The organism is Burkholderia cenocepacia (genome assembly GCF_014211915.1).
Lineage (GTDB): Bacteria > Pseudomonadota > Gammaproteobacteria > Burkholderiales > Burkholderiaceae > Burkholderia > Burkholderia orbicola.
The window spans coordinates 2,251,463-2,263,837 of sequence record NZ_CP060039.1 but is presented as its reverse complement, the minus strand read 5'-3'; the positions used below and the strand labels follow the sequence as shown (position 1 = coordinate 2,263,837).

The following is a 12,375-nucleotide window of genomic DNA, read 5'->3' as shown; positions in this document are numbered from 1 at the left end:
ATCGCGCGGAAAATGCGGGGCTTCGTCATGCCGACACCTCATCGCTCACGTTGTCCGTCACCGGCACGCCGCTGATCGGGCGCAGCCACGCATCGGGAATCCACCCCGTCTTGAGCTCACATGGCCGAAACGTGAGAACGTCCGTCCCCGGGATCGGCGTCGGTGCCTCGACGTACCAGCAGAAGCCGAAGCCCAGGTAGTCGCCGTAGGGTGCCTTCACCTCGACGATGCGGTCGCGGGCTTTGCCGCGCGTGATCACGGCCATGTCGCCGACTTTGCAGTTCATCGCCCTTCCCCCATCAAAGCGCCGGCCGCGACCGGGCCGGCAGTGTTGCGAAACGCGCGGTTGTGGTCGTCCCACCACGGGCCGTCGCCGGCCGCGTCGAACACGCGCAGCTTGAAATCGAACGGAGGTTCGTCGCGGCCCTGCTCGATGCCGAGCGCGAGCCCATGCTCGACGATGCCGGTCCACGAGCGCCACCAGTCGCCGACGGTGCGTGTCCCCGGCGCAGGCTTCGCGGCACGCGCGGCGAGCAGATCGCCGAGGATCAGCTCGAGCAAGCCGAGGTTCAGCGGCTGCTCGGAGCGCTCGCGCTCACGGCGCTTGCGGCCCGTACCAATGGCCGCACGCAGGTCGTCCGCCGTCACGCCGCGCCCGGGCCAGCTCACCAACCGCGCGTCATCGGCGGCGAAGCCGACGCCCGACGAGCGAAGGATTTCGACGAAAGCGGCGGCGGCGTTCAACGGGTCGTCGCCTACTGCGTGTGCTGTGCCGCCGCCGCTTGCTTTTAGGTTTACTTCTCCCTCTCCCTGTCCCTTGGATGCTGTTTCCCGGGGGACAGTTGGGGGGACATCACCAGCTTGTCCCGGGGGACGTTTTGCGGTTGTCCCCGGGGACGCCTTTCGTTTGTCCCTAGGGACAGGATCGCGATAATCGGGGGACAAAAACTCCTCGAACGTCGGGAACTCGATGTCGGTCCCATGGCGCTGGTTGTGCTTCTTGATGCGCGCACACTCGGTCTTGTACCGCTGCTCGTGCTTTGCGGCCCACGCGTCGCGCGCCTTTTCGGCGACGACGGGGTGATAGAGTCGGCCGTCGACGCACTTCAGCCAGCCGCGCAGTGCGCCGGCGCGCACCTTTCTCCATTCAGCGACGACGCGGCCGTAGCCGGCCAGTTGTGCGAGCACGCGATCATCGTCAGGAAGCGACGCCGCAGGCACCTGGTGCCACGACGCGCACCAGAGCAGCACCGCAGCGCGAAACTCCTCGGCCGTCGACAGTGCTGCGATGTCGCTGTCGCGCAGGCGCACGACGTCGAGTGGCATGAACGGAAAGGCGCGCAGGTCGCACGTTGAATCGGTGAGAGGATTCGGGAGATCGTTCATTCGCAAAGTCCATACGCCGAGGCGCATGCGGTCGCCGGCTCGGCGTCCGCGAGAAGGTCGTATTGGCGGCCGCCGCGAGTGGTCTTCGCCCATTCGACGACCTGCCAGATATGCGACTCGGCGCCGGTATGGCCGCCACGGCCGCTGAGATGCATGAATGTGGCCGGCGAGCGGGGACGGCAGACTGCGGTAACCAGACGCTCCCATTCAGCGATCCGCTCGATGTGTTCCGGAAAGCGTCGCGCGATCTCGCGCAACTCAGCCTTCGACGAGTTGATGCACGGCATGCAGCCGACGCGCGACATTCCCTGCCGATAAAGCGGATTCGGCCGGATGCCAACGAGCGCATGCGCCTCGAAGACGTCGGCCACGTTCCAGCGCAGGATCGGCCGGTAGACGGCGTAGTAGCCGCCCCGATCCTCATACGACGGCAACCAGCGCCGCGCCTCGCTTTCGTCCGCGCGCACACCCTGCCACGATTCGACAGCGAACCCACGGTCGATCAGTTCAAGCTGGTACTCGGTGATCGGGTTGCGCTTCAAATACTCGGTGCAGTATTGGCGCTTCCGCGACGGGAATCCGCCTTTCAACATGCACACGTCGAGGTACGGATTGCCCGTCGGATGCAGCAGCTCAAGCGCGCGCCCAGCGGCCTCGGCCGTCCAGGCATAGTTGAACTGCCGCTTACCGTAGACGGCCGACTCCGGCTCGCCCGCCGCGATCCGCGCGAGGTTCGCGCGCTTCGTCGCGAACTCGTCGGTGAAGTCGGCGCGCACCACGTCGACGGAGATGCCGAGCGCGCGCGGCAGGTATTCAAGCGCGTATTCGTACGTCGACTCGTGCTCGTTGCCGGTGTCGGCAAACACGGCGCGGACGTTCTCGCGGCCGTGCAGCTCGAGCGCGACGAGCAGCGTCGCGGTGCTGTCCTTCCCGCCGGACAGCGAGACGACGTGAAGGGTCGGCCGGTCCATCACGACATCTCCAACACGAGGCCGGGCTGCCGCAGGCGATCGCGCTGCAGCTGCTCGTAGTCCGGGTTCAGTTCGCAGCCGAGGAAGCGTCGGCCGAGCCGCTGCGCGACCTGGCCGACGGTGCCGCTGCCGAAGAACGGATCGAGCACGACGTGGCCCGGCCGGCTGCCGGCCATCACGCAGGGCTCGACGAGCGCTTCCGGAAACGTGGCAAAGTGCGCGCCGCTGTACGACTGCGTCGGGATGGTCCAAACGGAACGACGGTTGCGCTCGGTCGGCATGATCGCCATCGCCTCGTCGAAGCTGGCGTTGTTCTTCGTGCCGCCTTCGTCAGCCAGCTTCCGCTTCACGCGGCCGCGCGAACGCTCGTCAGCGTCGGTGCCGTGTCCCCAGCCAACGCCGCGGCCGACGGCCTTCATGTTCCCGTTCGTCTTCGCCCCGCCGTTCGCGCGCTCGCTGCCAATCTGCGACTGCACGTTCTGCGACAGGCGCGCGTGCGTGTTCGGGCTGACCGGTTCGAGAATCGCGGCCTGGTCGAAGTAGTACCGCTCGCTCTTGCTGAGCAGAAAGAGGTACTCGTGCGCCTTCGTGCAGCGATCGCGCACGCTCTCGGGCATCGGGTTGGGTTTGTGCCAGATGATGTCCTGCCGCAGATACCAGCCGGCGTCCTGTAGCGCGAACGCGAGGCGCCACGGCTGACCCATCAGGTCTTTCGTTTTCATCCCTGCCGCATGGGCGCGCGCCGACCCGATCAGCTCGTCGCTCCGGTTGTCCGACCATCGACCGTGATTCGACGACTTCGACGACGGCCGTCGCGCTGTCGTGCCAGTGTTGTACGCGTCGCCCATGTTCAGCCAGAGCGTGCCGTCATCGGCGAGCAGCTCGCGCGCGAGGTCGAACACGCCGACCAGCGTGTCGATGAACTCGCGCAGCGTCGGCTCCTGGCCGATCTCGCGATGCTTGTCCGGGTGGCCGTCGGGCAGATACGAGCGCAGGCCCCAGTACGGCGGCGAGGTCACGATCGTCTGCACGCGCACGCCGTCGGCGATCATCGCGCGCATCAGGTCGCGGCAGTCGCCGCGGTGGGAACGGTCGATCCAGTTCACACCACCTCCCGCGCGATGTGCGGCAGCGGCTCGGCAGCCGACTCGATCGCAGCCTGTATGCGCTCGAGCTGCTGACGGAGTCGCTTGACCTCGGAATCGATGCTGACGCGGCGCACGGCCTGCTTGCAGGCGCTGGCAATTTCCCATGCCCCAGCGCTCGCCGGCAGCCCGAGCGCACGCGCGAGCTCGCCGCGCGCGCTGTCGATTTGCATCGCGTCGCGCTCCGCATGCTCCTTCGCGCGATCGAGGATCAGCCGCCGTTCTTTTTCCGCCTCTTCGGCCAGGTTCTCGAGCCGCTCGGTGGCGGTCTTCAGTCGGCGTTCCGCATGCAGCTGGTCCAGCACGGCATCCGCGACGATGTTGCCGAGGCGCACGCGAAGCTTCTTTTCGATCGTCCATTCGTTGTACAGACCTGCACGCAGCTGGTCGTGGTTTTGATCCGCGAGCCGCGCGAGACCGTCGATGATCAGCTTGATCCACGCGTCGCGCGGCAAGTTGTCGACGTTCTTCAGCGTCGGGCCCTTCAGCGACCGCCAGCCATCCGGGCCGCGCACGATCAGGCCGCAGCCGGCGGGGATGTCTTCTTTCTTCAACAGCCCGGCGGGCGCGGCGAAGATCACGCCGGCGGCGAAGCGCAGGTACGACGTCCACTTGCCAGCCGTCACGTCTCGCCGGAAATCGGCGACGCTGATCTTGCATTCGTACGCGACCGGCTGGAACCGCGCGAACGAGCACGGCACCGTGTAGACGTCCGGCCGCGGCGATCCCGCCGGACCGAGCTGCATGTCGGTCCATACGAGGCGATCGGACGCGCCGCGAAGATGCGCGGCGAGATCCTTGGCGAGGTCGTCGTGCGCCCACGTCATGCCGTTACCTCGTCCAGCCATTCACGGTACCGCGCGATCTGTCGAAGCAGTCTGGCGCGGGCCTGCGTGCGTTTCTTCGCAGACAGCGCGTATTGCTCTTCGCACTCGTGCGGCGTGTCGTCGCTGCGCTCGGGGTCTTCGCTCCAGAGCTTGCGGGCGGCAATCAGCGACTTGCGCTCAGCATTCGCGTCGACACGTGCATGGTCATACTCGAGCGCGGCGAGGCCGATCGACGCCAGCCGGCTGACGTTTTCGCGGGCGATCGCGGCTTTCGATGGGCGCTTCACGCTGCCTCCTGATACGGCACAGCTGACGCCGCGCAGATGCCCTGCTCCCAGTCGTAGAAGCTGTACGGACGCGGGCAGTCGTTCGCCGCGGCCCAGCCGCGCCCCCACTGCTTCGCGAACTGCGCGAGCGCGCCGCGCAGCGGATTCTCGTGGAATGGGACGCCGGCGCGCGCGGCGCGCCAACCTGCGCGGAACGCCGCGCGCTCGAACAGTTGGGTCAGCACGAGCCGCCCTCCTTCTTGTTGCTGTCGATCGGCGCCGCCTCGGGACGCACGCGCTCGAGCATCCAGAGCTGGTCGGCCCGGAACGCGAGGTAGTCCTGTGGGGGATCGCGGAAGATGAAAAGGTGCTTTTCCTCGACGATGCCGAGGTACGTCATGGGGCGCCCGAGCTTGCGGGCGAAGTGCTTGCCGACGTCGCGGTGGCTGAGCGTCAACGTCATGCCGCCGCCTGGCGCTGGCCGAATGCCTGCTGGACGAACTCGCCGATCGCCTGCTGGCTGAGCCGCCGGTATTCCTCGATCGCCTTGCGCTCCTGGATGGCGAGCCACTGCCGCGGGTAGTCGCAGCCCGTGAACATGCAGAACAGGTGCAGCTTCGTCGCGTTGAACGGCCGGCGCCCGGCGATGACGTCATTGAAATGCGGATAGTGGATCCCGCAGTTGCGTGCGAGCGTCTTGCGATCGAAACGCCGCAGCCCGAGCTCGAGCGCATGCGCGAGGCAGTCCTCGAAGCTCATCGCTTCGATCTCCCCATCCGGCAGCGTCGCGGCCTGTACCCACGGCGCGAACATCCTGAATTCGGTCTGGTTCATACGAAAAATCAATCGTTACCCAGTTAGTTACCCACTTGCTTACCCAGTTGGCCCCGGGGCGAAATAAAGGCCAGGTCCAAACCTGGCCAACACCGACGAAACCAACCCCGTCGCGCCGAACAAATCGACTACGCCGAGAAAATCGGCGCGGCCGGATCGTCATTCAGCCCGAGGACACTTTCTTCGACACGCTCTCGGTAGATGCACACCGTTCCTTATGAAGTGCCCTCACGCGATCGGCGATCGCGTACGAAACGCGCGAGCCGCGGACTCCCCTGAGAAGTGCGGAAATGAGGGATTGCGAGCACGGAACGAGACCGGCCAGCTGGGATTGGGTGAGTCCCGAACCGAGAAGGTCGGAGACGGCTTTTTGGATGTCCATGGCCCAGTATCACATTTGTGTTTGCCACGGTCAACACAAATCGAATGGGTCGTTCTATTACGATTGTGATATGTACACGCTAGCCGACAGACTGAAATGGGCACGTGCCCGAGCCGGCCTATCCCAAGAGGAATTGGGCGCCAAGGCCGGCGTTTCCCAATCAACGATTGGGAATCTGGAAGCGGGAACGCGCAACAGCGCGCGCCGCCTCCCTCAAATTGCCGACACGCTCGGCGTGAGCGCACTATGGCTCGCCGAGGGGAAAGGCAAACCGACACCGGATGCCGATACCGCTGAAAGCTACGATTCCGCGCTAGTCACCGCGAGCGCAGGCGCGAAGGCGCTGATTGACGCGATCCTCAAGGCAGACAAGGCTGGTGAGCCGGCACAAACGTTCGCGCTGATGCTTCGGATGCTTCCGAATCCGGACGAGCCATTTCGCCTGGAAGACCCGACCCGCCGATAGGCGTCAAATTCCAGTCGTTTAGCAATGCACGCCGGCGCAGAGTAACCTCCCCTGTTACAGCGCCCCGCGCCCACACCCCTGGCCCCTGCAGCACTACGAGCCAGTCATGCTGCCCGTCCCAGCATCTCTCAATCACCCGCACCAATAGCCCGATCCGGTCGGCCACCCCGCATTTCGTCACGATCGCCAAATCCCCGGGCTTGCACCGCAGTCGCGCCTTCACTTCTTCTTTCATCAGTCGCCTCGCCTGTCAGCACCAAACACTGTATGAATGTACAGTAGTTTAGTACCAGATCCGTGCGGCTTTCAACTGGTGTCAGCAACTGCTTAACCGGCGGTCGTCTCCACGCCCCTCACCCTCCCTTGTTACAAATTTTTCCCGTCAAAATCACATTTGTGTTGACTGCGCTAAATCACGTATGTGATTATTCTCTCAACGCGGCACCGACGCCGCGCCACCGCCTAGGCGGATCGCTCTCTAACAATCGAAGGCAAGCCGGGACCGCACACGCGGAGCAACCGGCCGGCGCGATCAGCGTCGTGAGTCAGGACGGACGCTGCGGAAGACCGCAGCGGCATGCAATAACCGAGCGAACCTGACGCAAGACAGCCAGCAACACGTGACCGATGGCTTCGTAATCGGCACAAACCTCGCGCGGCCCGGAGCCGGCACGGCCGGGAGTAGCCGGGCGCGCGAGTGGTAGCAGTTTCATGGAGCCGGAATGCGCAGGCTGATGCGCACCTGGCGTAGCTGCCAGAGTCCCGAAGCCGGAGATCAGCACCGGCCCGGCTCCATGAGACTGAAACAGCTCTGACTGGTGGCGGTTCTTCTTCCGAGGCGTCACCAGTGAGAGCTGCGCATGCAGCGTTGCAGTTCAAGACTGCAATTTGATTAGCAATCCTTTATTTAATGGGAAGCGATGCACCCTCCTCGAACCAGTCGCAACAACATCCGCACTCTGCCCGTGCGGGTCGATCGACACGTCGACCAGCTGCAGGCCGCGGCGGACGAAGCAGCACTGGCCCGCGACGAGCGCAACGAAGCGATCGCCGACGGCGTCACGTTCGACGTGTTGCCGTTCTCGGCCGAGCAGATCGCGGTACTCGACACCGCACTGCGCCGCGGCTACATCGAGGACGTGTACGAGGTTTGGAGCGTCTGCAAGGCAGCCCTCGACGCGGAAATCGCGAAGCGCATCGCCGATGCTGATCTCGCCGCCGCCCCGCCGCATTTCGCCAACGTCTACTGCTCCGGATGCGGCCAGAAGTTCGGCCCGGGCAACGCCGGATTCTCCAGCTGCGCCGACCACACCGAGCGTCGCACGCTGGACGACTGACCCACGCCGCCCGCCCCGCGCGGGCCTCCCCTGGAGAAATAGGATGGACATCCAAAGCCTGAAGCTGGTGAGCGACGAGCGCGCCCTCGCGGTGATCCGCGCGTTCCTGCAACTGAACGAATTCGATGCGTTCCGCCCGAACCCCGCCGCGCTCGCGGTCGCGCTACTGGAGGACGCCGGCAAGCGCCTCGCCGCGGCGACTGCCCGCATCACCGCGCTGGAAGCCGAGAACGCCGGGCTCGCGCTCGACAAGCTCACCGCACCGCCCGCGCAGGACGGCATCAAGATCGCCCGCGCGGCCTTCGACGAGAGCGCGACGTACCAGCAGTACAACGCCACGCTCTCGGACGGCACCAAGCAACACTTCTGCGCGGTGCGCGTCGTCAAGAGGCTCAACGCGGACGGCCCGGATGCGCGCGAGGCGGACCACTTCGCCGCGATCGAGCGCCGCCTGCTCGCCGGCAACCCGGAGGAGGTCTGACGATGGACACGACCAAGACCGGCGGCCCGGCGTTCCCGACAGGGCTGAAGGCAACGCGCACCGAGATGGCCGGAGGCAAGTACGAAGGCACGCACGTGGCCGAGTTCGCCGCGGCGGCTGCGGGCATGACGCTCCGCGACTACTTCGCGGCGAAGGCGCTGGCGGGAATGTTGGCTGAGCCGCTCAGCGACGACATTGATCCGAGCTCGATTTTCTTCACCCCGAATTTCGACAAAGAGAACGCGCAGCCCGGCGACCGGATCGCCGCTGCTGCATACGTGCTCGCCGACGCCATGCTCCGCGCACGAGGTGAAGCATGAACGAGATCAAGCCTACCGACACGCAGGTTGCTGCCTTCGTGCAGGCGTACTTCGGCGCAGACAGCGACGGACAGGTCGGTCGCCACATCGCCGGATTGACGGCAGCATTGAATATCGATCCGCTGGCGTCCCGCGTGACCGAGTTGTTGCTGCTACTCAAAATGATCGCCGCGGATGCTGACGCCAGAAATGGCCGGCTGACATCGGGCGTACGCGCGATTCTCGATGACACGCTGATCAAGGCCGGCCGCAAGGAAGCGCCGGTGCCGGTGCGGCACGTCACGGTCGCAGGGGATGCCTCACATGAATGAGAACAAGCACACGGTCGGCCAAGCATGGCTGCAGCGCGCGAAGGAACTGGCGCAGGAACGGGCCGATTCGAGCTTCGCGTACGGTGAACTGCCGTCCGACGCGGGCGAAACCGAATCGGCCGACGCGTATGCGCGCTCGCTCGCGGCCGATCGGTCGCTCGACGCACACCTTCAACCGATGGCGCACCTGATCGACGCCCTGCACCTGGTCGCGTCGAAAACCGTGCTCACGTCCGGCATCCGCGCCGTAGTCGACGACGCGCTGGCGAAGGCAGGTTTCCGCGCGCCCATGCCTGTGTCGGATCCCGTTCGCCACATCACTATCGCCGGAATCGACCGATGAGCACCCTCAAATCCCCCGCCCAATGCGGCGACCTCGCTGAAAAGCTGATCGCCGACTACGTGCGCAACTGCGGCGCATACGGAAATCCGGATGCGCTCGCGAAAGTGATGGAAATGCTGATCAGCAAGGCGGCGCTCGGCATCGCCATGGTCGGCAGCGAGGCGATCGCGCAGCAGATCCTCACCCGGACAAAGCACAACGTCTCGACGTTTGCCGAGCGGAACCTGCGGAGGAACCAGTGATGCGTTCACCCCTCAACAGCTTGCAGCCTGTATCTCGTCAGTACAGGCAATCGCCTGTATCGCGCCTGCGCTACGTGCTCGAAGGATCGGCGTGGGCGATCGCATACGGCGTCGTGATCGGCGCACTCTGGTTCGGCGCTGATCTGGCCGGCCCCTACCTCCGGAGCCTCGGATGACGCCCTTCGACCTCCTCGGCGCGCTACTCGACCGGGTGTTCGAATGGAATCCCATAGCCGGTTACCTCGTCGCGATCACGATCGCCGCGGTGTGCACGTTCGTGCTTGCCAAGCTCAACGCGGACGGCACGGCCGTCGCCGCTTTCGTCATGAGGCCCTCATGAGCCGCTTCACCGATCACGCCGACCTCTTCGAGCGCCGACATCCGCGCGCCGCGCGGGTCCTCGTCGTCGCGATCCTCGTTGCGGTCGCCCTTCTCGCTGTCGCCGTCGACGGCATCAGCAAGCACTTCGGCATTCTGTAACGCCTCCAAGCGGCCCACCTTCGCAACCCGCGGAGTGCTGTTTCCGCTCACCCCGTCGAATCCAGTACCGCCGCGACACGGGTCTGCGTGCTGCCCGCGCACGCCATCGCCCCCTCTATCAGGAGCATCCGAGATGAAAACCATCGACACCCTCCCCGTCGAGTCGTCGCAGATCCATAGCATCGGCTACGACGCCGAATCCGAAACGCTTGCGGTCCGCTTCAAGGATCGCAAGACGAATACGCCGACGTCGCTGTACCACTACACCGGCTTCACGCAGGCGAACTTCGACGCGCTCAAGGGCGCCGACTCGCTCGGCTCGCACTTCTACAAGCACATCAAGCCTTTCCCCGACCGCTTCCCGTACGTGTGCATCGAGAAGATGCCGGTACCGGCCGCCGACGTCGACGCCGAAACCGCAGGTGCCGCATGACCCCCTCGGTCTACACCGTGCGGGCGTCGAGCTGGGGCGCACTTTTCGAGTGCGCCTACCGGTGGGAGGCAATCCACCTCCTGAAGATGCGCAACGTCGTCGGTCTGCGCGCCGCGCTCGGCACCGCGATCCACGCTGGCACGGCCGCTTATGACCAGAGCGTGCTCGATGGCTCTGGTCTGACCGTCGACGACGCGGCCGGAGCATTCGTCGACAAGCTGCACGATCCGTCGAACGAGTACAACCCGGCGAGCGACGATCTCAACCTGAAGGAAGCCGAGCGCATCGGCATCTCGCTCACGACGAAGTACTGCCTCGAAATCACGCCGCGGTACAACTTCGTCGCGGTCGAGATGGAAACGAAGCCGCTCGACATCGACTGCGGCGGTGGAATCGTGATCCGCCTCACCGGCACGATGGACCGTGCACGCGTCCGTCGCACCGCGCTCGGTCCGGGCATCGCCGACCTGAAGAGCGGATCGAAGGCTGTCGCGCAGGGCGTCGCTGTCACGAAGGGCCACGGGCCGCAGATCGGCACCTACGAGATGCTCTACGAGCACACGACTGGTGAATTGATCGCCGACACGGCCGAGATCATCGGGCTCAAAACGAAGGGCATGCCGGAGGTCGCGACCGCCCCGGTCAAGAACGCGAAGCGCGTGATGATCGGCACCGAGGAAACGCCCGGACTGATCCAGTTCGCGGCCGACATGTTCCGCTCCGGCCGCTTCTATCCGAATCCGAAATCGCTGTTGTGCGACAAGAAATACTGCCCGCGCTACGGCACCTGTCAATTCCACGAATAGCGAGAGCACATCAAGATGAGCACCCCCGTTCAACTGAAAGACGTCAAGGCCGCCGGCGGCGTCCCGTCCCTGACACCCGACCAGGCCGTCGACATGTTCACCGAGCGCGGTTTCTCGCTCGCGAACCGGATCGCGAAGGCGTATGCCAGCAGCGACGCCGTGCCGGCGCAGTTCCGTTCGCACAACCTGAAGAAAGGCGGCAACGAAGAGCACTGGGTGGAAAACCCGTCTGCGATCGGCAACTGCCTTGTCGCGATCGAAGTCGCGCGAGCCGTTCGCATGTCGATTACGGCCGTGATGCAGAACGCCGACATGATCGAGGGCAAGCTGCGCTGGTCCGGCAAGTTCGTGATCGCGGCCATCAATGCGTCGGGCCGCTTCACACCGCTGCGCTTTCAGATGGTCAATCGCGGACGGATCAAGGCCGTGTACAAGGAAAAGACCGGCTGGGATCGCGAAGCCCGGCGTCCGATCTTCGCTGAACGTGAAGTCGAGGTCGACGACATCGAGTGCATCGCCTGGGCACTTCCGAGGGGCACGCCCGAACCGCGCCTCGCGCCCGAACAGGTTCGCCAATACGCGGGCCGCATGCTCGACCTGTACCGGGACATCGGCATGCCGGTGATCGAATCGGCGCCGGTCAGCATGCGAATGGTCGTCGAGGAAGGCTGGTACGGAAAGGCGGGATCGAAGTGGCAGACTGGCCTGCGCACGCTGATGTTCCAGTACCGCGCGGGCAGCTTCTTCGGCAACATCCACGCGCCCGACATCGTCATGGGCATGGGTCGCACTTCCGAGGAAGAGGCGGACGTCGTCGACGTCTCTCCGGACGGTTCCTATACGGTCTACAGCACGACCATCGACGAGCTGCGCGGCGGCCGAGCCCAGCCGGCGGAAGAAGTCCCGCGCGGCGCAGCGCAGGCTCAAACGGAACCCACGACGGAATCGCACACGCACGGCACGTCGCCGGCGGCCGCCCAAGCCGATCCGGTCTACGACCAGGGCGGCCCGACAGAAGACGGCAACCATGGTCAAGGCGGTTTCGACTTCGACGTCGCCGGCCTCGTACGCGGCATCCGCGAGGACATCGAAAGCGCGAGATCGCCCGAAGACCTCGATCTCGCCCGCAGCGCGATCGCCGGTGTGCCGGACGAAACCGCCAAGGCCGAGCTGAACGCCCTCGCCTCGGCGCGCATGCGCGCCATCACGGCGGCAGCCGAACAGGCGGCCGCCGGCAAGGCAACCGCTCAAGCGACCGCGCCGGCCAGCCGCCGCCCGCGCAATCCGATCAACGCCGACTAACGCGCGCCTACCGCCGCCAAGGATTTCGACATGACCGACAAGA

Annotated in this window: 22 protein-coding genes; 13 read left to right on the top strand and 9 right to left on the bottom strand. The window is 65.3% G+C overall.

Annotated features, from left to right (window positions below):
• Nucleotides 1–25: 25 nt before the first annotated feature.
• From SY91_RS10805 to SY91_RS10760, 9 genes are read right to left on the bottom strand one after another with little or no spacing between them, the layout of a single operon-like run.
• On the bottom strand, nucleotides 26–286 hold the full coding sequence (locus tag SY91_RS10805; protein ID WP_023474725.1) for a hypothetical protein: 261 nt from the start codon (nucleotides 284–286) through the stop codon (nucleotides 26–28).
• Nucleotides 283–1,386, bottom strand: coding sequence for a YdaU family protein (locus SY91_RS35000; protein ID WP_260632406.1), 1,104 nt, complete (start codon nucleotides 1,384–1,386; stop codon nucleotides 283–285). The genes SY91_RS10805 and SY91_RS35000 overlap by 4 nt, the downstream gene beginning before the upstream one ends.
• Complete coding sequence (locus SY91_RS10790; RefSeq protein WP_185920902.1) at nucleotides 1,383–2,360, bottom strand: phosphoadenosine phosphosulfate reductase family protein; 978 nt, start codon at nucleotides 2,358–2,360, stop codon at nucleotides 1,383–1,385. Before SY91_RS10790 ends, SY91_RS35000 begins: the two co-directional genes overlap by 4 nt.
• Entirely contained in the window at nucleotides 2,357–3,463 is a 1,107-nt protein-coding gene (locus SY91_RS10785; protein WP_023474728.1) for a DNA-methyltransferase, read from the bottom strand. The genes SY91_RS10790 and SY91_RS10785 overlap by 4 nt, the downstream gene beginning before the upstream one ends.
• A complete protein-coding gene (locus SY91_RS10780) occupies nucleotides 3,460–4,329 on the bottom strand; it encodes a hypothetical protein (RefSeq protein WP_023474729.1) in 870 nt (289 codons plus the stop codon). The genes SY91_RS10785 and SY91_RS10780 overlap by 4 nt, the downstream gene beginning before the upstream one ends.
• Nucleotides 4,326–4,616 (bottom strand): hypothetical protein, encoded by a 291-nt coding sequence (locus tag SY91_RS10775; RefSeq protein WP_023474730.1) that lies wholly within the window; start codon nucleotides 4,614–4,616, stop codon nucleotides 4,326–4,328. Before SY91_RS10775 ends, SY91_RS10780 begins: the two co-directional genes overlap by 4 nt.
• On the bottom strand, nucleotides 4,613–4,840 hold the full coding sequence (locus SY91_RS10770; RefSeq protein WP_023474731.1) for a hypothetical protein: 228 nt from the start codon (nucleotides 4,838–4,840) through the stop codon (nucleotides 4,613–4,615). Before SY91_RS10770 ends, SY91_RS10775 begins: the two co-directional genes overlap by 4 nt.
• On the bottom strand, nucleotides 4,834–5,058 hold the full coding sequence (locus SY91_RS10765; RefSeq protein ID WP_023474732.1) for a hypothetical protein: 225 nt from the start codon (nucleotides 5,056–5,058) through the stop codon (nucleotides 4,834–4,836). The genes SY91_RS10770 and SY91_RS10765 overlap by 7 nt, the downstream gene beginning before the upstream one ends.
• A complete protein-coding gene (locus tag SY91_RS10760) occupies nucleotides 5,055–5,429 on the bottom strand; it encodes a hypothetical protein (protein WP_023474733.1) in 375 nt (124 codons plus the stop codon). Before SY91_RS10760 ends, SY91_RS10765 begins: the two co-directional genes overlap by 4 nt.
• A 374-nt stretch (nucleotides 5,430–5,803) precedes the next feature.
• On the opposite strand from SY91_RS10760, the gene SY91_RS10755 reads away from it, so the two are divergent.
• From SY91_RS10755 to SY91_RS10695, 13 genes are all read left to right on the top strand, one after another.
• Nucleotides 5,804–6,277 carry a helix-turn-helix domain-containing protein gene (locus SY91_RS10755; protein ID WP_260632405.1) on the top strand — a complete coding sequence of 158 codons (474 nt, stop codon included), beginning with the start codon at nucleotides 5,804–5,806 and terminating at the stop codon, nucleotides 6,275–6,277.
• Nucleotides 6,278–7,242: 965 nt separating this feature from the next.
• Nucleotides 7,243–7,614: a hypothetical protein gene (locus SY91_RS10750; protein ID WP_023474735.1), complete on the top strand. Its 372-nt coding sequence runs from the start codon at nucleotides 7,243–7,245 to the stop codon at nucleotides 7,612–7,614.
• A gap of 43 nt (nucleotides 7,615–7,657) precedes the next feature.
• Nucleotides 7,658–8,095 (top strand): hypothetical protein, encoded by a 438-nt coding sequence (locus tag SY91_RS10745; protein ID WP_023474736.1) that lies wholly within the window; start codon nucleotides 7,658–7,660, stop codon nucleotides 8,093–8,095.
• A 2-nt stretch (nucleotides 8,096–8,097) separates the two neighbouring features.
• A complete protein-coding gene (locus SY91_RS10740) occupies nucleotides 8,098–8,415 on the top strand; it encodes a hypothetical protein (protein ID WP_023474737.1) in 318 nt (105 codons plus the stop codon).
• The gene (locus SY91_RS10735) at nucleotides 8,412–8,726 is read left to right on the top strand and encodes a hypothetical protein (protein ID WP_023474738.1); all 315 of its coding nucleotides are present in this window, start codon (nucleotides 8,412–8,414) and stop codon (nucleotides 8,724–8,726) included. Before SY91_RS10740 ends, SY91_RS10735 begins: the two co-directional genes overlap by 4 nt.
• Nucleotides 8,719–9,069: a hypothetical protein gene (locus tag SY91_RS10730; protein ID WP_023474739.1), complete on the top strand. Its 351-nt coding sequence runs from the start codon at nucleotides 8,719–8,721 to the stop codon at nucleotides 9,067–9,069. The genes SY91_RS10735 and SY91_RS10730 overlap by 8 nt, the downstream gene beginning before the upstream one ends.
• Nucleotides 9,066–9,311: a hypothetical protein gene (locus SY91_RS10725; protein WP_023474740.1), complete on the top strand. Its 246-nt coding sequence runs from the start codon at nucleotides 9,066–9,068 to the stop codon at nucleotides 9,309–9,311. The genes SY91_RS10730 and SY91_RS10725 overlap by 4 nt, the downstream gene beginning before the upstream one ends.
• Nucleotides 9,311–9,487 (top strand): hypothetical protein, encoded by a 177-nt coding sequence (locus SY91_RS10720; protein ID WP_023474741.1) that lies wholly within the window; start codon nucleotides 9,311–9,313, stop codon nucleotides 9,485–9,487. The genes SY91_RS10725 and SY91_RS10720 overlap by 1 nt, the downstream gene beginning before the upstream one ends.
• Complete coding sequence (locus SY91_RS10715; RefSeq protein WP_185920901.1) at nucleotides 9,484–9,651, top strand: hypothetical protein; 168 nt, start codon at nucleotides 9,484–9,486, stop codon at nucleotides 9,649–9,651. The genes SY91_RS10720 and SY91_RS10715 overlap by 4 nt, the downstream gene beginning before the upstream one ends.
• On the top strand, nucleotides 9,648–9,791 hold the full coding sequence (locus SY91_RS10710; protein ID WP_185920900.1) for a hypothetical protein: 144 nt from the start codon (nucleotides 9,648–9,650) through the stop codon (nucleotides 9,789–9,791). The genes SY91_RS10715 and SY91_RS10710 overlap by 4 nt, the downstream gene beginning before the upstream one ends.
• A 133-nt stretch (nucleotides 9,792–9,924) precedes the next feature.
• Nucleotides 9,925–10,224, top strand: coding sequence for a KTSC domain-containing protein (locus SY91_RS10705; RefSeq protein WP_023474743.1), 300 nt, complete (start codon nucleotides 9,925–9,927; stop codon nucleotides 10,222–10,224).
• A complete protein-coding gene (locus tag SY91_RS10700) occupies nucleotides 10,221–11,030 on the top strand; it encodes a RecB family exonuclease (protein ID WP_043886455.1) in 810 nt (269 codons plus the stop codon). The genes SY91_RS10705 and SY91_RS10700 overlap by 4 nt, the downstream gene beginning before the upstream one ends.
• A 159-nt stretch (nucleotides 11,031–11,189) precedes the next feature.
• Entirely contained in the window at nucleotides 11,190–12,332 is a 1,143-nt protein-coding gene (locus SY91_RS10695; protein ID WP_260632404.1) for a hypothetical protein, read from the top strand.
• The last annotated feature ends 43 nt before the right edge of the window (nucleotides 12,333–12,375 follow it).